Source organism: Geodermatophilus sp. URMC 60, from assembly GCF_053502585.1.
Map to the genome: position 1 here is coordinate 1,916,449 of NZ_CP199958.1, position 16,917 is coordinate 1,933,365.

Here is a 16,917-nt window from a genome sequence, read left to right on the forward strand (position 1 = left end):
CTCCCGCGTCCGCCCCTCTCGTCACAGCCGGAACGTGGGGGGCGGGGGGCTCCCGCAATTGGGGGGTCCGCGCAGGTCAGCCGCTCGTGGCGTCACTGTCCGTGGTGCAGTGGCACCACAGCGGTCAGCAGCGCGCCACCGCCGATGCGGTCACCGAGGGTCACCGCGCCCCCCAGGTCGACGACCCGGTCGCGGAGCAGCGACAGCCCCAGGTGGCCCTCGGCGCGCTTGTCGGTGGACGCCGGGAAGCCGATGCCGTCGTCGGCGATCTCGAGTCGCACCGCGGGTCCTCCGCGCAGCTCGGTCTCCTCGAGGGTGATCCAGACCCGCTTGGCCTGGGCGTGGTGGGCGACGTTGGCCAGGGCCTCCTTGGCGGTGCGGTAGAGGACCGCCGTCACGTCCGGCGCCGTCTCCGGCAGCGGGGCGGCGTCGATGAGCACCTCGATGCCGGCCGCGCGCAGCGGCTCGGCGCTGTCGGCGATCGCCACGCCCAGCCCCGGTCCGCTGAGGTCGGGCGGGTAGATGTCGATCATGAGCCGGCGCAGCGAGTGGACGGCGTGCCGGACGGCGCCCACCAGCTTGTCGACGGTCGGCTGCCGTTCCTCGGGCAGGCTGCCGCGCAGCGCGGACAAGGCGTAGCTCACGCCGGCGAGGTCCTGCACGGGCCCGTCGTGCACGTCGGCGGCGATGGCCCGCCGCTCACGGTCGGAGGCCTCGATGTTGCGCTGCACGAGCGCGGTCCGCTCGGCCTCCTGGCGGCGGACGCGGCGGGCCAGCGACGTCGCGATCGGCAGCTGGACCAGCTGCAGGACGACGAGCGCCCCGATGGCCATCGGGATGATCTGGCCGCGCAGCCGTGCCGCCTGGCGGTCAATACCGTCGTAGGCGAAGTACGCCTCGAAGACCAGCCGCTCACCGGCGACGGTCAGCGGTGTGTAGACCTCCAGCAGCGTCTGCGGTCCGCCGCCCGGCGTAGTCTCCGGTTGCTGGTCGACCTCCGAGACGGTGTCGCCGCCGATCGCGGCCAGCAGTCCGTCGGAGGGCGGGATCACCCGGCCCTGCTGCCCGGTCTCGGTCGAGTAGACGATCTCGCCGGTCGCACGCCAGACGACCATGCGGATCACCGACCCGTCGCTCATCCGGTTCCGGACGTCCCGGTCGAGCTCCTCCCACCGGCCGGGGACCCCCGCCAGCGCGTCGGCGAGGACGGGCGCCACCAGCAGCTCGCCCAGCCGCTCGGCGGTGCCCTCGGCCTCCTCGAGCGCGTTGTCCCGCGCGATCCGCTCGCTCAGCCAGACCGTGCCGGCCGAGACGGCGAGCAGGACCAGCAGCGCGACCGCGCAGAACACGGCCAGCTCGCGGCCCCAGGCGGTGCGGCGACGGGCGGGAACGGCCCGTGGAGTGGGGGAGGAGCCAGGCTCAGCGCTCATCCGCGGTGCCGAGGAGTCCCAGCTGCTGGGCCTTGACGACCGCCTCCAGCTGCGATCGGACACCGAGCTTGGCGTGCAACGACTTCACGTAACCCCGGCAGGTCTCCAGCGTGATGCCCAGCACCCGGGCGATCGCCTTGACCTGCATCCCGCGGCCGAGGCAGTCGAGGACCTCCTGCTCGCGCCGGGTCAGCTGGGGCACCGAGCCGCCGGTGCCGGCTGACGGGGTGCGCGGCGCGCCGCCGGCGAAGGTCGAGGGTGCGACGAGCATCTGGCCCGGCTGCACCCGGGAGAGGACGTCGATCATCTCGGCCAGGGAGCCGTCCTTCGGGATGAACGCCGAGGCGCCGGCCTGCGCGGCCCGCACGACCCAGTCGGGGTCGCGGTGCGCGGTGACCACGGCGACGACGGCGTCCGGCGCGACCTCGCGGATGCGGCGGGTGGCAGCCAGCCCGTCCTGGCGCGGCATCTCGATGTCCATCACCACGATGTCGGGCTGCAGTTCCTGCGCCATCGCCACGGCCTGCGCCGCCGAGTGGGCGGTGCCGACCGCATCCATACCGGCCGAGGCCAGCGCCCCGGAGAGGAGCTCGGCGAAGGTGCGGTGGTCGTCGACCACCAGGACCCGCGCCAGGTCGGTCGGCCGCTCCAGCTGGGCAAGCGTCATGAGAACCCCCGTTGTCATCCCGTGCCCCGGCCCGCCACTGCAGGGGGAGCATGATCATGGGACCCGACGTACGCCCTTCTCACCAGGGGCGATACCCCGAAATGGGACTTAAGTCCCGGGTGCTCCGTGTCACGTCCGAGCGAGTCACGACTCTACGTGACGGGAACAGCGGTGTTGCGTGTGGGGCGGCTCACCCGGAGGAGTGAGGCGCCAGGGCGGTCCCGGACGGCCGTGGGGTCAGTTGCCGGCGATCGCGGAGGTGGCAGCGGCGCTCCAGGCGGTGCCGCCGGCGGCCACGGTCCGCACGTGGCCGGGCAGCGCCCCGGGGTCGTCGTCCTTGAGCAGGTACCCCACGACGCCGATCTCGCGGGCCTCCCGCACCAACGCCGGGGTCAGGGAGCCGGTGAGGACGACGACGCGCGACTCCGGGCGCTCGTCGAGCAGTTCGCGGGCGGCCTGCAGGCCGGTCACGCGCGGCATCGCCAGGTCCAGCAGGACGACGTCGGGCCGGGTGCGCCGGGCGGCGTCGAGCACCTGCGCGCCGTCCTCGCACTCGGCGACCACGGTGAGGTCACCGCTGGCGCTGAGCAACTCGACCAGGGAGTCGCGGACGAACGCGTGGTCGTCCGCGAGCAGCACCGTGATCACACGTCTCCTCCCCGCTGTCCGCACCGTTGCGGTCGTGTCCCCGCAGCCGGGGCGTCGACTGCGGTGCCGCTCCAGCGGCACGTGGGAAGTGTGCCGATCGGCTCCGGCCCGGCACAGCCCGACCCCGGGGGTGTCCGACCCCCAACCTCGGGGGCTACGGGAACGGGACGACGATCCGGCGTCCGGTCCGCCGCTCACTCGTGCACGGTCGGGGTGTGCTCGTCCGGTTGCGGGAGGTCGTCGGGGTCCACGCGGCCGGCGACGACGTCCCCGGCGAGGTCGTCCACCGTGCGCCCGCCCGCCCGCGCGGCGGCACGCAGCACGTCGAGGGCCGCGGGCTCGGTCAGCTGCCGGGTCAGGACGACGTGGCCGATCGCGGTCCACACCAGGCTGCGGTCCCGTGCCGCCGGGCCGTGCAGCCACGCCGGGCCGCCCTCCGGTGACCACGGCGCCCAGACGGCGGCGTCGCCGAGCGCCGCGCAGGCCAGGTCGCCCACGGCCATGGCCTCGAAGACGTCGAGTTCGGTGACGGTGCTCTCGTCGGTGAAGAACAGATCCATGGCGCCGGGGCCGGCCAGGGTCTCGCCGATCGGCAGGGCCACCACCGCCCGGTAGGGCGTGTGCTGGGCCAGCAGCCGGGCGAACGGCCGCCAGCGGCGCTGCAGGTCGGAGAACGTCGCGAACACCGGCTCCTGGTAGCGCTGGGCGGACTCGCAGGGCCCGTCCCCGGCGGTGAACTGCAGTCGCTCGGCGAGGGAGGCGGTGCCGGAGCTGGCCCCGAGGGGTACCCGGGCCTCCCCGGCGCTGCCCACGCTCAACCCCACGCCCTCCACCCCGAGCGTCCGGGCGCAGGCACGGGCGAGCCGCACGGGGAGCAGTTCGGGGTCGGCGGGCTCGGGGACCCCGTCCAGCGCGACACGGAAGCGCGCGGCTATCGACACACCCCGATCATCCGGCATGCCCGCAACCGGGGGTGCGTGGATCCTGATCCGGATCGGTGCGCCGGCTGCTCCGATGCGCAGGCGCCCCCGGCACCAGCGGCTGCGGTCAGCCCCGGGCCGCGACCACCGCGGTGTACACGTCCACGGTCTGCCGGGCGATCGCCGGCCAGCCGAACTCGGCCAGCACCCGCTCGCGGCCCGCGGCGCCCATCCGGGCGGCCCGCTCCGGGTCGTGCAGCAGCTCGGTGACGCGCGCGGCCAGGCCCGACTCGAAGGCGGCGACGTCGTCGGGGTCGTAGGGCACCAGCAGGCCGGTGCTCCCGTCGGCAACCACCTCGGGGATGCCGCCCACGGCGCTGGCGACGACGGCGGTGCCGCACGCCGCGGCCTCCAGGTTCACGATGCCCAGCGGCTCGTACACCGAGGGGACGACGAACACCGTCGCGCCGGTGATCAACGGCACCAGTCGCTCGCGCGGCAGCATCGCCTCGATCCACACCACGCCGTCCCGCCGGGCCTGCAGCTCGGCCACCGCGTCGGCGACCTGCTGCCGCTCGGCCGGGGTGTCCGCGGCGCCGGCGCACAGCACCAGCCCGGCGTCGGCAGGCAGCTGCTCGGCCGCCCGCAGCAGGTGGACCACGCCCTTCTGGCGGGTGATCCGGCCGACGAACAGCGCGTACGGGCGATCGGGGTCCACCCCCAGCGAGCGGACGACGTCGGCGTCGGGCACCGGCCGGTAGGCCTCGGCGTCCACCCCGTTGCCGACGACGTGCACCCGGGCCGGGTCCAGGTCGGGGTAGGCGTCGAGCACGTCGTCGCGCATGCCGTGGCTGACCGCGATGACGCCGTCGGCGGCGAGGTAGGCGGTGCGCTCCACCCACGAGGACAACCGGTAGCCCCCGCCGAGCTGGTCGGCCTTCCAGGGCCGGCGCGGCTCGAGCGAGTGCGCCGTCACCAGGTGCGGGGTGCCGTGCACGAGCGAGGCGAACAGGCCCGCGCCGTTGGCGTACCAGGTGTGGCTGTGCACCAGGTCCACGCCGGCCAGCGCGCCGGCGATCTCGACGTCCACCCCGAGCGCCTGGAGCGCGCCGTTGGCGCGCTGCAGCCCGGCCGGGACGTCGTGCCCGGTCGCGTCGCCCCGCGGTCCGCCGAAGCAGTGGACGTCGAGGTCGGGACCGTCGGGCAGCGCCCGCAGCGCCGCCGCGAGGTGCTCCACGTGCACGCCTGCGCCGCCGTAGACGTCCGGCGGCCACTCCCGGGTCACCATGCCGATGCGCACGCGGGCCACCCTAGGGGTGAAAGGCGCGCACCGCGGTGGAGCGCCTGCGTCGCTCAGCGGATACGTTGCGACCCATGCGTGGCGGTCCTCGGGTTCTCGGCATCGTCCTGGCCGGTGGTGAGGGCAAGCGGTTGGCCCCCCTGACGCAGGACCGGGCCAAGCCGGCGGTGCCCTTCGGGGGCAACTACCGGCTCATCGACTTCGTCCTGTCCAACCTGGTGAACGCCGAGATCCGGCAGATCGCGGTGCTGACCCAGTACAAGAGCCACAGCCTCGACCGGCACATCACCACGACGTGGCGGCTCTCGCAGATGCTCGGGAACTACATCACCCCGGTGCCTGCACAGCAGCGCCTCGGTCCGCGCTGGTACACCGGCAGCGCGGACGCGATCTTCCAGAGCCTCAACCTGATCTACGACGCGCGGCCGGACATCGTCGTCGTCTTCGGTGCCGACCACGTGTACCGGATGGACCCGGCGCAGATGATCGACCAGCACCTGCGCACCGGTGCCGGTGTCACCATCGCCGGCCTGCGGGTGCCGCGGCACGAGGCCACCGGCTTCGGCGTCATCGACGCCGACGGGGAGGGCCGGGTGCGCGGCTTCCTGGAGAAGCCGGCCGACCCGCCGGGGCTGCCGGACTCGCCCGACGAGAGCTTCGCCTCCATGGGCAACTACGTGTTCACCACCGACGCACTGCTCGAGGCCCTGCGCAAGGACGCCGAGGACGAGCACTCGGTGCACGACATGGGCGGCTCGATCATGCCGATGCTGGCCGAGACCGGGGACGCGTGGGTCTACGACTTCTCCACCAACATCGTCCCCGGCGCCACCGAGCGCGACCACGGCTACTGGCGCGACGTCGGGACGCTCGACTCCTACTTCGACGCGCACATGGACCTGGTGTCGGTCACCCCGATCTTCAACCTCTACAACGACCGCTGGCCGATCCTCACCCTGCCGCCGCAGCAGCCGCCGGCGAAGTTCGTGCTCGGCGGGCGGGCCGAGGAGTCGATGGTCAGTGCCGGCGCGATCATCGGTGGCGGCTCGGTGCACAACTCGGTCGTCTCGCCCGGGGTGCGCGTCGAGCGGGGCGCGCGGGTCGAGGACAGCGTGCTGATGGACGGCGTGTACGTCGGTGAGGGCGCCTACGTCCGGCGGGCCATCCTCGACAAGAACGTCGTCGTCCCGGACTGGACGCGCATCGGCGTCGACCTCGCCGCCGACCGCGAGCGCTACCACGTCAGTACCGGCGGCGTGACGGTCCTCGGCAAGGGTGCCCGGGCCCAGCGCTGAGCGAGGACCACCCTCCTCCCCCCGCCTCGGGGGAGGACGCCCTGCCCGCCGCCCCTCGCGAGCTCGCGGTGGGAGCCTGCCGGGGGCCGGCAGGACCCGGGACGGGGGCGATCCGGTGACGTCGTCCGAGCCCTTGATCGTCACGCTGCTCCTGGACCCCGACGCCCAGGAGCGGCTCGACCGGCTGCGCGCGGCCCACTTCCCGGCCGACCGCAACCACCTCGCCGCGCACGTCACGCTGTTCCACGCGCTGCCCGGCGAGCACGTCGACGCGGTGTCCGCCGACCTCGCCGCCGCGGCCCGGCGGCCGGTCTTCGACGTCGCCGTCGCCGGCCTGCGGCTGCTCGGCCGGGGTGTGGCCTACACGCTGGACGCACCGGAGCTGACCGCACTGCGCGCGGGGCTGGCAGCGGCCTGGGAGCCCTGGCTCACCCCGCAGGACCGGCAGCGGCACACGCCGCACGTCACGGTGCAGAACAAGGTCGAGCCGGCGGTCGCCCGCGCGCTGCGGGACCGGTTGGCCGCGGAGTTCGTGCCCCACCGGGTCGGCGCACGCGGCCTGGGCCTGTGGCGCTACCTCGGCGGGCCGTGGGCGCCGGTCGCCGAGCACCCCTTCCGCTGAGCGGCCCCCTGCAGGGTCCCGCCGCGAGCCTGCGAGCGGCGGGGAGCAGGGGGTCCTTTTTCAGCGGCGGCGGGTGGCGACGAGCAGGCCCGCCCCGATCGGCAGGACGGCGGAGGTCAGGTCCTCGTCCTCCCGGACCGCGCGGGCGACGTCCCGCCAGGTCGCCGTCTGGTCGTCGCGGGCGCGGGGGTCGGCGATGCGGTCCCCGTCCAGCAGCCCGTGGCAGACCACGGTCCCGCCGACCCGGACGAGATCGACCAGCGCGTCGAGGTGCACGGCGTACTGGGTCGGCGCCCCGGCGCAGACGACCATGTCGTAGGCGCCCGGCGACAGGCGGGGGAGGACCTCGCCGGTCGTCCCGAAGATCATCCGGGTGCGGCCGGGCGGGTGGCCGGCCTCGGCGAAGGCCCGGCGGGTGGCGCGCAGGGCCTCGGCGTCGCTGTCGAGGACGGTGAGGACGCCGTCGGGCCGCATGCCCTCGAGCAGCCACAGCCCGGCCACGCCGCCACCGCTGCCGATCGACACGACGGTGCGGGCCGCGGCCCCTGCGGCCAGGACGGCGAGGGTGGCCCCCACCGACGGGGTCACGGGCGGCGCGCCGGCGAGCCCGGCCGCGCGGGACCGGGCCGACACCAGCGCGGGGGTCTCGGCGGCGAAGCGGTCGGCGTACGCCGCGCCGGTCTGCCCGGGTGCCCCGGTGCTCACCGCTCGACCCCGGGCTCGTTCCGCGCCCGCTCCGCGCCTCGCCCGCTGCCGCCCGCTGCGGCGCCCGCTCGCCGTCGACTCCCGGCAGCTCGCTGCGATGCTCGCTCGCTGATCGTCCTCGCGGCGCTCATCACCGGCCGAGGGTAGTGGCCGGGCGCGTCCGGACCCGTCCGGCCGCGCAGCTGTGAGGTCCCTGTGAACGGGAACACCGCCCCGAGCCCGGCCCGTTGGAACCATCGTGCGCCCCGAGAGAGCCAGCCCCGCCCGACCCACCGACGCCGGGGGGTCGACGACGGCTCCGGTCTGCGATCCTGGAACCGTGCCCGACGCCGTCGAGACCACCCCCGCCGCGACCGAGGCCTGGGTCGCGCCGACCTGGGAGCAGGTGGTGCGCGACCACTCCGCCCGGGTGTACCGGCTGGCCTACCGGCTCTCGGGCAACCCGCAGGACGCCGAGGACCTGACCCAGGAGACCTTCGTCCGGGTCTTCCGCTCGCTCGCCGACTTCTCGCCGGGCACCTTCGAGGGCTGGCTCCACCGCATCACCACGAACCTCTTCCTCGACATGGTGCGGCGCCGGCAGCGGATCCGGTTCGACGCACTGCCCGAGGACACCGAGCGGCTGCCCGGGACGGCGCCCAGCCCCGAGCAGGTCTACTCGGACACCCACCTCGACCCGCAGGTGCAGGCCGCGCTCGACGCGCTCTCCCCGGAGTTCCGCGTCGCCGTCGTCCTGTGCGACATCGAGGGACTGACCTACGAGGAGATCGCGGCGACCCTGGGCATCAAGCTCGGCACGGTGCGCAGCCGCATCCACCGCGGCCGCGTCCAGCTGCGCGAGGCGCTCGCGCACCTGGCCCCCCGCCGGCCGGTGAGCAGCCAGGACGCCGTCGCGGAGGGGAGCGCGGGGTGAACATCCAGGAGAGCCACCTGGCCCAGGAGGCCATCGCCGCCCTCGTCGACGGCGAGCTCGGCGGCGGTCCCGCCGCCCGGGCGGCTCGCCACGTGACCGGCTGCGCCCAGTGCCGGATGGCCGTGCAGGCGCAGCGGGAGGCCAAGGAGGCACTGCACGCCTCGTCGGACGTCGCCGTCCCCGGTGACCTGCTGTCCCGGCTGCGCGCCATCCCGTTCACCGCCGACGTGCCCGGCGCCGGCGGCGGGCTGGGTGCGCTGAGCGCCGGCCCCGGCCAGCTCACCGTCAGCGGCAGCACCGGCTCGTGGTCGGTGCCGCTGGACCCGGGCCCGGCTGCCGGCGACCGGCCGGGGCACGCCCGCTGGCTGCGCCGCGGCTTCGTCGGGACGCTCGGCGCCCTCGGCATCGGGGTGACGGCCCTGGCTCTGAACCTCCCGGCCGGCAGCCCCGACGGCCCCCGCCCGTCACCGGACTCGGTGGCCCGCGGCTCGTTCGAGGAGCGCACCGAGATCGTCCCCCCGGTGGTGCGCGCCACGACCGTCGGCACCGGCGTCGCGCCCACCGCGAACCCGGGCGGGACGCCCTGACCAGCCCAGCCGGCACCCCGTCGGGGGAGGACCCCCTGGACCCGCGGACCGCTGACCCGTCGGGCGGCGACGGCCGCCCCGAGCCGACGGCCCCCGACGAGGCCTTCGCCCGGCCCCGGGACGGCGTCGGCGGCTTCGACCCGCCGTCCCGCCCGCAGCCCGCACCGGCGCGGACGCCCGCGCCCAGCCCCGCCCAGCAGGCCGCCTTCGGGCGGCCCGCCGCCGTGCAGGGCGGCTTCGCCGGCGACCGGCCCGTCCCGCCGGCCCGCCCGCTGCCACCGCCGCCGCCCGAGGCGGTGCTGCGCGCCTTCGCCCCGGGATCCGGCCAGCGCGGCCTGCAGGAGCCGCCCGGCGGCAGGCCGGGACGCCGGCGCACCGCCACGGGCCCGTGGTGGAAGTCCGACGCCCGCTCCGACCCCTGGCGCGACCCGCACGCCCCGGCCGGCCTCACCGGCCCGGCCGTGTTCGAGGAGCCCGAGCAGCAGGCCGGCCCCGTCGTCGTGGACGCGAAGGGACGCCGGCGGCTGCGGCTGGCCGACGTGTCGATCCGGCTGGCCGTCCTCGCCATGATCGCGGTTCTCCTCACCGGCCTGGTCGGCGGCGCCGCCGGCTACTGGCTGACCCGCACCGCGGACGAATCGCCCCTGCTGGCCCCGGGCACCCAGCTCAGCGAGACTGACGAGGGGATCGCCCGCGAGCCGGGGTCGGTCTCCGACATCGCCTCACGGATCACCCCGGCCGTCGTCTCGGTCGAGGTCCGCATCGGCGAGGCCGGCGCAACCGGGTCCGGGGTCGTCGTCGACGGCGAGAACGGCTACATCGTCACCAACAACCACGTCATCTCGGGCGCCGACGGTGTCGAGGGCGCCGAGATCCGCGCGGTGTTCTCCGACGGCAGCGGGTCGGCGGCGCGCATCGTCGGTCGCGACCCGGCCAGTGACCTCGCCGTCCTCAAGGTGGAGAAGCCCGGCCTGCTCACCGCCGCGCTGGGCGACTCCGACGACGTCGTCGTCGGCGACCCGGTGGTCGCGATCGGCTCGCCGCTGGGCCTGGCCAGCACGGTCACCAGCGGCATCGTCAGCGCGCTCGACCGGCCGGTCCGGCTGGCGGGCGAGGGCAGCGACACGAACGCGGTGATCAGCGCGGTGCAGACCGACGCCCCGATCAACCCCGGGAACTCCGGCGGCGCGCTGGTCAACGGCGCCGGCGAGGTCATCGGCATCAACACCGCGATCGCCTCGCTCGGCGGCGGCAGCGTCGGCCTCGGGTTCGCCATCCCCGTCGACACCGTCCGCGACATCTCCGAGCAGCTCATCTCGACCGGGCGCGCGGTGCACGCCTCGCTCGGGGTCAGCGCCCGCTCGGTCACCGACGGCACCCGGGACGGCGCGCTGGTGGTCAACGTCGAGCCGGGCAGCGCGGCGGCCGACGCCGGCATCCGCGAGCAGGACGTCGTCATCGCCGTCGACGGCGAGCCGGTGGGCAGCTCCGAGGAGCTGGTCGTGGCGGTCGACTCCCACGACCCCGGCCAGACGATCAGCCTCGAGGTGGTCCGGGGCGGGTCCTCGACGACGGTCGAGGCGACGCTCGACGAGGCCTGAAAGAGGACCCCCTCCTCCCCACCCCTCGCAAGCTCGGGGCGGTGCCCTGGAGGGGGCCACCTTGCCCCTGCCACACGCAGGCTCGCGGTGGGACCGGGACGGGACCCCTCAGATCGGGGCACTGACCGCGGCCACCACGCCGCCTACGCTGGACACGCACGACGACCGGACCGGGCGCACGAGGAGGGGGAGCGGCGGGTGTTCGACTCGATCGGCTGGGGCGAGATCATCGTCCTCGCGCTCGCTGCGCTGTTCATCTTCGGGCCCGACCGGCTCCCGGACCTCGCCAAGGACGCCGCTGCGGGGCTGAAGAAGGTGCGTTCGGCGGTCACCGGTGTCCGCGCCCAGGTCGACGAGTCCCTGGGCGACGACCTGGCCAAGCTGCGCGACCTCGACCTGCGCCAGTACCACCCGCGGACCTTCATCCGGAACCAGCTGCTCGCCGACGACGACGCCCCGCCACGGCGGCCGTCCGGCGCCACGGCCGCGACCACGGTGGCGGCCGCCGCCGCCCGCACGCGGGACGCCTCCGCCCCGCCCCCGTTCGACCCCGACGCGACCTAGCCACGACGACGGTGGCGTCCTCCGGACGACACCGCGGCCACGTGCCGCCCGCTCTGCCGACGTCGTGCGTGCTCTGCCGGTGGGATCGCGCCCGCAGGGTGGGCAGAACGCCGGTGGTGCAGCCCCGGGGACGGCGAGAGGCCCGGCTCCCGATGGGGAGCCGGGCCTCTCGCCGTCCGTCAGCTCAGTGGCGGACCGGGGTGAGCCCCAGCGACATGCCCGACAGGCCGCGCTGGCGGGTGGCCAGGCCGTCGGCGATCCGGGCCAGCGCCTGGGCGGCGGAGGACTCGGGGTCGGCCAGCACGACCGGCGCGCCGGCGTCCCCGGCCTCGCGCACCCGGGTGTCCAGCGGGATCTGGCCGAGCAGCGGCACCCGCGCGCCGAGGGCGCGGGTCAGCGCGTCGGAGACCGCCTCACCGCCGCCGGAGCCGAAGACCTCCATGCGGGAGCCGTCGGGCAGGTCCAGCCACGACATGTTCTCGATGACCCCGACGACCTGCTGGTGGGTCTGGGTGGCGATGGCGCCGGCCCGCTCGGCCACCTCGGCGGCGGCAAGCTGCGGCGTCGTCACCACCAGGATCTCGGCGTTCGGCAGCAGCTGGGCGATGGAGATCGCCACGTCGCCGGTACCGGGCGGCAGGTCCAGCAGCAGGACGTCGAGGTCGCCCCACCACACGTCGGCCAGGAACTGCTGCAGCGCGCGGTGCAGCATCGGCCCGCGCCACACCACGGGGGTGTTGCCCGGGGTGAACATGCCGATCGAGATGACCTTCACGCCGTAGGCCTGCGGCGGCATGATCATGTTGTCGACCTGGGTCGGCTTGTCGTCGACCCCGAGCATCCGCGGCACCGAGTGGCCGTAGATGTCGGCGTCCACCACGCCCACCGACAGGCCGCGCTTGGACAGCGCCGCCGCCAGGTTCACCGTGACCGACGACTTGCCCACGCCGCCCTTGCCCGAGGCGACGGCGTACACACGGGTCAGCGAGCCGGGCTGGGCGAACGGGATGACCGGGTCGGCCGCATCGGTGCCGCGCACCGTGCGGCGCAGCTCGGCGCGCTGCTCGTCGCTCATCACGTCCAGGCCCACCTGCACCGCGGTGACACCCGGGACGGCGGAGACGGCCTGGGTGACCCGGTTGGTGATGGTCTCGCGCATCGGGCACCCGGCGACGGTCAGGTAGACCTCGACCCGGACGGTGCCGTCCTCGGCGATCCGGACGTCCTTGACCATGCCGAGCTCGGGGAGCGGCCGGTTGATCTCCGGGTCCTGGACGGTGGCCAGTGCGGCGTTGACGGCGTCGAGTGCCGGCGCGCCGGTCAGCGGGGCGGACATGGTGTGCGTCTGTCTCCTTCGACGGGGACCCGGTCGGTCCGCCGAGGAACGGCGGTGACCTGCGTTCACGGGCCTCCTGCCACTGTACGGCCGTCGCGCGGCCCGGCCGTCGTCCGGAGGGTGATCTACTGCTCAGCCGCCCACCGGCACCGGGGCCGTCGGCGTCCACGGGCCGGCGCACACGGCGTTGCGGGTCGCCTTGGCGCGGTAGAGGTGCGCGTCGGCCTCGACGGTGAGCCGCTCGGGCACCGCCTCGCGCCCGGAGGCGACCGCCACCCCCAGCGACAGGGTCAGCGAGCCCGGTCCCCTCCCGGACAGGCCCAGCCCGAGCGCGGCGGCGCGCAGCTCCTCGGCCAGCGCGATCGCACGGCCCGGGTCGGTGCCCGGCAGCAGCACGGCGAGCTCGTCCCCGCCGAGGCGGGCGACGACGTCCCCGTCCCGCACCCGGGCAGTCAGGGCGCTCGCGATGAGCCGCAGCGCCTCGTCCCCGCCGGTGTGGCCGTGCCGGTCGTTGACCTGCTTGAAGCGGTCGACGTCGACGAGGACGACGGCCAGCGACGTCCCCGCCCGGCGGGCCGCGGCGCAGGCCTCCGTCAGCTCGGCGTCCCACCGGCGGCGGTTGGCCAGGCCGGTGAGCGGGTCCTCGTGGCTGAGCCGGTCCAGCCGGGCGAGCAGTGCCCGCGTGCGCTCCTGCTCCTCCTCGAGCGCGGTGCGGGCGGCCGACTCCCGGGTGGTCAGCCGGTAGCGCTGGGAGTGGGCGAGCACGCCGACGACGGAGGCGGTGCCGAGGTAGAACCCGGCGGCGAGCACCTCCTGCGCCGGCATGGACGTCGGCGCGGTGAGGACGGCGACCCCGAACGCCGTCCAGGTGACGGCGACGAGCGTGCCGGTCCACACCGGCCGGGCGACCACCAGGCAGCCGCTGGCCATGACACTCAGCGTGAAGCCGAGCAGGTAGACCTCGGTGTGCTCCACCCGGGGGACCATCCAGGCGATCTCCGACTGCACCGACACCAGCACGGCGCAGACGAGCAGCTCGGGTTGCCGGCGGCCGATCGGCAGCCGCCACAGCGCCCAGACGGCCAGCAGCATGGGCAGCAGGCAGACCAGCCGGGCGGTGACCAGGTCCCGGGCGATCTGCGGCTCGAGCGCCAGGTCGAGACCGGACCACAAGGGGGCGACGACCGTCGCGAGACCCGAGGTCCACAGGGCCGACTCCCGTGCCCGGGCCAGCCGGTCCTCGGCGAGGGTCGGCCGGTGCGGCGGCCGGGGAGTGCTCACGCCTCTGCATCGGGACCCGGGGGGTCCTCCTGCAGCCCGGCAACCCGCCCCTGCCCCCTCGGAGGGGTGCCGGGGGAGGGCGGACTCCTGGCTAGCCTCGCTGCCGTGTCCGCCGCACGCACCGCCACCCTCCGCGACGCCGTGGGCCTGGGCCTGGCGGTCGGCCTGTACGGAGTCGCGTTCGGCGCCGCCGCGGACGCCGCCGGCCTCGACGTCTGGCAGGCGCTCGTGCTCTCGGCGGTGATGTTCACCGGCGCCTCCCAGTTCGCGCTGGTCGGCGTCCTCGGCGCCGGGGGCGGCGGGCTCGCCGCGATCGGCAGCGCGCTGCTGCTGGGCACGCGGAACACCGTCTACGGCGTCCGGCTCGCACCGCTGCTCGCCCCGCGCGGCGTGCTCCGCCGGGTCGGCGCCGCGCACTGGGTCATCGACGAGACCACCGCGATGGCCGTCGCCGCCCCCGACCGCGAGCTGGGTCGGCTGGCGTTCTGGGCCACCGGGGCGACGATCTACGTGGGCTGGAACCTGACCACGGTCCTCGGCGCACTCGGTGCCTCGGGGCTCGGCGCGACGGCGCAGGCCGCGCTCGACGCGGTCGTCCCCGCGGCGTTCCTGGCGCTGCTGTGGCCGCGGCTGCGGCGGGGATATCCGGAGGCAGCGGTGCAGCGGCGGGTCGCCCTCGGCGGTGCGGTCGTCGCGCTGCTGCTCACCCCGGTGGTGCCCGCCGGGGTGCAGGTCGTGGCCGCCGTCGTCGCGGTGGCGCTGGCGGGGCGGCCGCGGCCGGAGGTGGGCGAGCTCGCGAGCTCCCCCGACGACGGAGCAGCCCCGCGGACGCGGCCGACGAGCGCCGGCGAGGAGGACTCGTGAGCAGCGGGACGCTGTGGGTGGTGGTCCTCGTCGCCGCCGTGGGGTGCTACCTGCTCAAGCTGGCCGGGCTGTCAGTGCCGGCCGGCTGGGTCGAGCGGCCGTGGGTGACCCGCGTCGTGGAGTTCGTCCCGGCGGCGCTGCTGGCTGCGCTGGTCGCCGTCCAGGCGGCCACGTCTGGTCCGGCGCTGGTCCTCGACGGGCGGCTGGCCGGACTGGTGGTCGCCGCACTCGCGCTGGCGCTGCGGGCACCGTTCATCGTCGTGCTGCTGCTGGCGGGGGTGACCGGCGCGCTGGTGCACGTCCTCGCCGGCTGACCCGGCGCGGCGGCTCGATCGGCTCCGCCGCACGTCAGAACAGCCGGTCCGCGCGCTGCTCCAGGTCGAGCAGGAAGCGCTTGCGAGGTAGCCCCCCGCCGAACCCGACCAGCCTGCCGTCGGCGCCGATCACCCGGTGGCAGGGCACCACGACCGCGATCGGGTTCCTCCCGTTCGCCGCGCCGACGGCCTGGGCGCCGCCCGGCTCGCCGACCGCCGCAGCGACGTACCCGTAGGAGCGCGTCTCGCCGTACGGGATGCGGGTCAGCTGGTCCCACACGGCCAGCTCGAAGGGGCTGCCGACGGGCCGCAAGGGCAGGTGGAAGGCGGTCCGCTCGCCGGCGAAGTACTCGGCGAGCTGGCGTGCGACGTCCTCGAACCCCGCGTCGGCCCGCTCGCCGAGCGCGTCCGCCGCGAGCGCGCCCGGAGGCGACATCGCCAGCCGCACGAGCGCGCCGTCCTCGTCCCGGACGACGGTCAGCGGGCCGATCGGCGACGGCACCACGGTGTGCGTCCTGCTCATCGTCAACGTCCCCAGGCCCGGTAGACGACCGATCGGCGCCGGACGTGAGGTCCTCCTCGGGTGGAGACGGTAGAGCGGGGGACCGACAGCAATCAGCCGCGCTGCCCACCTGGCCGGCCGGCCGGGGCCTGGCCGTCCTCGCGGCGCTGCTCGGCTGACCCCTCAGCAACCGTCCGGGAACCGGCGGCGGGAGGCGTCCTCCTGGGCCAGCCGGCGCAGTGCCAGCAGCACCGGCTCGAGCAGCACCGTGTTGACCACCACGAAGCGGACGGCCTCGGCCACGGAGGCGGTCGGCACCCCGGCGACGTCCTGCTCGCCGATGCGGCCGGCGGCCTCGGCGTAGCGGTCCAGCAGCTCGTCGGTCGGCGAGGCTCCGGCGGCGCGCAGCGCCTCGAGGGCGGCGGCCAGCGCGACGAGGGCGGGGGAGTCGTCGGCCACCCGCCACCCGTGGCGGCGCAGCAGGTCGTGGGCCTGCCCGACGTCGGTCGGCCCCTGGGAGCCGACGCCGGGCAGCGCCCGGTGCGCGGCACCCAGGGCCGCGTGCACCGAGGTGTCCGGGGCGTCGACGGCGGCCAGCACCGCGCGCGCCCGCGCCACCGACAGGCCCCCCGGGCCGAGCAGGGCGCGGACCAGCCGCAGCCGCTCCAGGTGCTCCTCGTCGTAGCGGGCGCGCGTGGCGCCGGTCAGCTCGCCGGGTGGCACGAGCCCCTCGCGCAGGTAGTACTTCACGGTCGCCAGCGGGACGCCGGCTCGACGGGCCAGTTCGGAGATCTGCACGCGCCCCCCTAGACATTGGATAGTGTCACTCTCTAGAGTTGGACACTGGCGCTATCCAATCAGGAGGACGGCATGGCACGCATCGCCCGGGGCCGCTGGACCCACACCCACGAGGGGGACCTCACCGTCTTCCTGATCGGGATGCGCATCAACGCGCTGCACCGCCCCGACGCCTGGCTGCCCACCCTGGCCGCGATGGGCCCCATGCTCGCCGAGCTCGCGCGGGACCCCGACTCGGGCTTCCTCGGCTACCGCATGACGCTGGGCCTGCGGGGGCCGGTGCTGGTCCAGTACTGGCGCAGCGTTGAGGACGTCTACCGCTACGCCACCGACACCGGGGCCCGGCACCGCCCCGCGTGGACCGCGTTCAACCGGCGCGCCCGCCGCATCCCGGGCGCGGTCGGCGTCTGGCACGAGACCTACCAGGTCGCCCGCGCCGAGAGCGTCTACGTCGACCTGCCGGTGCAGGGGCTGGCCGCCGCCACGGGAGCCCGCCAGGTGACCGGCCGGCTGGACCGGGCGGCGGCCCGCCTCGCCGGCTGAGAGGACCCCGCTGCCCCCCACCGCTCG

General features: G+C 75.6%; 19 protein-coding genes. 9 read left to right on the forward strand and 10 right to left on the reverse strand.

Features of this window, described 5'->3' with window-relative positions; genetic code table 11:
- Positions 1-92: 92 nt before the first annotated feature.
- From ACWIX3_RS09225 to glgA, 5 genes are all read right to left on the reverse strand, one after another.
- Positions 93-1,430: a sensor histidine kinase gene (locus ACWIX3_RS09225; protein WP_448611774.1), complete on the reverse strand. Its 1,338-nt coding sequence runs from the start codon at positions 1,428-1,430 to the stop codon at positions 93-95.
- Entirely contained in the window at positions 1,420-2,097 is a 678-nt protein-coding gene (locus ACWIX3_RS09230) for a response regulator (RefSeq protein WP_448611775.1), read from the reverse strand. Before ACWIX3_RS09230 ends, ACWIX3_RS09225 begins: the two co-directional genes overlap by 11 nt.
- Positions 2,098-2,334: 237 nt before the next feature.
- Complete coding sequence (locus tag ACWIX3_RS09235; protein WP_448611776.1) at positions 2,335-2,745, reverse strand: response regulator; 411 nt, start codon at positions 2,743-2,745, stop codon at positions 2,335-2,337.
- A 194-nt stretch (positions 2,746-2,939) separates the two neighbouring features.
- The gene (locus tag ACWIX3_RS09240; RefSeq protein ID WP_448611777.1) at positions 2,940-3,686 is read right to left on the reverse strand and encodes an ANTAR domain-containing protein; all 747 of its coding nucleotides are present in this window, start codon (positions 3,684-3,686) and stop codon (positions 2,940-2,942) included.
- Positions 3,687-3,792: 106 nt separating this feature from the next.
- Positions 3,793-4,965 (reverse strand): glycogen synthase, encoded by a 1,173-nt coding sequence (glgA, locus tag ACWIX3_RS09245; RefSeq protein WP_448611778.1) that lies wholly within the window; start codon positions 4,963-4,965, stop codon positions 3,793-3,795.
- 74 nt (positions 4,966-5,039) lie between these two features.
- Here glgA and glgC point away from each other — a divergent pair, with 74 nt between their 5' ends.
- Both glgC and ACWIX3_RS09255 read left to right on the forward strand, forming a co-directional pair.
- A complete protein-coding gene (glgC, locus tag ACWIX3_RS09250) occupies positions 5,040-6,260 on the forward strand; it encodes a glucose-1-phosphate adenylyltransferase (RefSeq protein ID WP_448611779.1) in 1,221 nt (406 codons plus the stop codon).
- A gap of 115 nt (positions 6,261-6,375) precedes the next feature.
- Complete coding sequence (locus ACWIX3_RS09255) at positions 6,376-6,882, forward strand: 2'-5' RNA ligase family protein (RefSeq protein WP_448611780.1); 507 nt, start codon at positions 6,376-6,378, stop codon at positions 6,880-6,882.
- A gap of 60 nt (positions 6,883-6,942) precedes the next feature.
- Here the strand turns inward: ACWIX3_RS09255 and ACWIX3_RS09260 are convergent, their stop codons facing one another.
- Complete coding sequence (locus ACWIX3_RS09260) at positions 6,943-7,587, reverse strand: O-methyltransferase (protein ID WP_448611781.1); 645 nt, start codon at positions 7,585-7,587, stop codon at positions 6,943-6,945.
- 319 nt (positions 7,588-7,906) lie between these two features.
- Here ACWIX3_RS09260 and sigE point away from each other — a divergent pair, with 319 nt between their 5' ends.
- The 4 genes from sigE to ACWIX3_RS09280 all read left to right on the forward strand — a co-directional run bounded on the left by sigE (position 7,907) and on the right by ACWIX3_RS09280 (position 11,252).
- Positions 7,907-8,500, forward strand: coding sequence for an RNA polymerase sigma factor SigE (sigE, locus tag ACWIX3_RS09265; RefSeq protein WP_448611782.1), 594 nt, complete (start codon positions 7,907-7,909; stop codon positions 8,498-8,500).
- Positions 8,497-9,087, forward strand: coding sequence for an anti-sigma factor family protein (locus ACWIX3_RS09270; protein WP_448611783.1), 591 nt, complete (start codon positions 8,497-8,499; stop codon positions 9,085-9,087). Before sigE ends, ACWIX3_RS09270 begins: the two co-directional genes overlap by 4 nt.
- A gap of 224 nt (positions 9,088-9,311) precedes the next feature.
- Positions 9,312-10,688 carry a S1C family serine protease gene (locus ACWIX3_RS09275; RefSeq protein WP_448611784.1) on the forward strand — a complete coding sequence of 459 codons (1,377 nt, stop codon included), beginning with the start codon at positions 9,312-9,314 and terminating at the stop codon, positions 10,686-10,688.
- 198 nt (positions 10,689-10,886) lie between these two features.
- Positions 10,887-11,252, forward strand: coding sequence for a twin-arginine translocase TatA/TatE family subunit (locus tag ACWIX3_RS09280; protein WP_448611785.1), 366 nt, complete (start codon positions 10,887-10,889; stop codon positions 11,250-11,252).
- A gap of 184 nt (positions 11,253-11,436) precedes the next feature.
- Here the strand turns inward: ACWIX3_RS09280 and ACWIX3_RS09285 are convergent, their stop codons facing one another.
- Positions 11,437-12,588, reverse strand: coding sequence for an Mrp/NBP35 family ATP-binding protein (locus tag ACWIX3_RS09285; RefSeq protein ID WP_448611786.1), 1,152 nt, complete (start codon positions 12,586-12,588; stop codon positions 11,437-11,439).
- A gap of 132 nt (positions 12,589-12,720) precedes the next feature.
- On the reverse strand, positions 12,721-13,869 hold the full coding sequence (locus tag ACWIX3_RS09290; RefSeq protein WP_448611787.1) for a diguanylate cyclase: 1,149 nt from the start codon (positions 13,867-13,869) through the stop codon (positions 12,721-12,723).
- Between the two features lie 105 nt (positions 13,870-13,974).
- Here ACWIX3_RS09290 and ACWIX3_RS09295 point away from each other — a divergent pair, with 105 nt between their 5' ends.
- Positions 13,975-14,733, forward strand: a complete 759-nt coding sequence (locus tag ACWIX3_RS09295; protein WP_448611788.1) for an AzlC family ABC transporter permease — start codon at positions 13,975-13,977, stop codon at positions 14,731-14,733.
- Positions 14,730-15,047 (forward strand): AzlD domain-containing protein, encoded by a 318-nt coding sequence (locus tag ACWIX3_RS09300; RefSeq protein ID WP_448611789.1) that lies wholly within the window; start codon positions 14,730-14,732, stop codon positions 15,045-15,047. Before ACWIX3_RS09295 ends, ACWIX3_RS09300 begins: the two co-directional genes overlap by 4 nt.
- A 34-nt stretch (positions 15,048-15,081) precedes the next feature.
- Here the strand turns inward: ACWIX3_RS09300 and ACWIX3_RS09305 are convergent, their stop codons facing one another.
- Positions 15,082-15,570 carry a methylated-DNA--[protein]-cysteine S-methyltransferase gene (locus ACWIX3_RS09305; RefSeq protein ID WP_448611790.1) on the reverse strand — a complete coding sequence of 163 codons (489 nt, stop codon included), beginning with the start codon at positions 15,568-15,570 and terminating at the stop codon, positions 15,082-15,084.
- Between the two features lie 162 nt (positions 15,571-15,732).
- Positions 15,733-16,347: a MerR family transcriptional regulator gene (locus tag ACWIX3_RS09310; protein WP_448611791.1), complete on the reverse strand. Its 615-nt coding sequence runs from the start codon at positions 16,345-16,347 to the stop codon at positions 15,733-15,735.
- Positions 16,348-16,419: 72 nt separating this feature from the next.
- On the opposite strand from ACWIX3_RS09310, the gene ACWIX3_RS09315 reads away from it, so the two are divergent.
- Positions 16,420-16,890 carry a DUF4188 domain-containing protein gene (locus ACWIX3_RS09315; protein WP_448611792.1) on the forward strand — a complete coding sequence of 157 codons (471 nt, stop codon included), beginning with the start codon at positions 16,420-16,422 and terminating at the stop codon, positions 16,888-16,890.
- Positions 16,891-16,917 lie beyond the last annotated feature (27 nt).

What these genes read in the sequence shown, in the direction of transcription:
- ACWIX3_RS09225 (WP_448611774.1), bottom strand. Translation starts at nt 1,430, where the DNA reads ATGAGCGCTGAGCCTGGCTCCTCCCCCACTCCACGGGCCGTTCCCGCC.
- glgC (WP_448611779.1), top strand. Translation starts at nt 5,040, where the DNA reads ATGCGTGGCGGTCCTCGGGTTCTCGGCATCGTCCTGGCCGGTGGTGAG.
- ACWIX3_RS09285 (WP_448611786.1), bottom strand. Translation starts at nt 12,588, where the DNA reads ATGTCCGCCCCGCTGACCGGCGCGCCGGCACTCGACGCCGTCAACGCC.
- ACWIX3_RS09315 (WP_448611792.1), top strand. Translation starts at nt 16,420, where the DNA reads ATGGCACGCATCGCCCGGGGCCGCTGGACCCACACCCACGAGGGGGAC.
- ACWIX3_RS09305 (WP_448611790.1), bottom strand. Translation starts at nt 15,570, where the DNA reads ATGAGCAGGACGCACACCGTGGTGCCGTCGCCGATCGGCCCGCTGACC.
- ACWIX3_RS09230 (WP_448611775.1), bottom strand. Translation starts at nt 2,097, where the DNA reads ATGACGCTTGCCCAGCTGGAGCGGCCGACCGACCTGGCGCGGGTCCTG.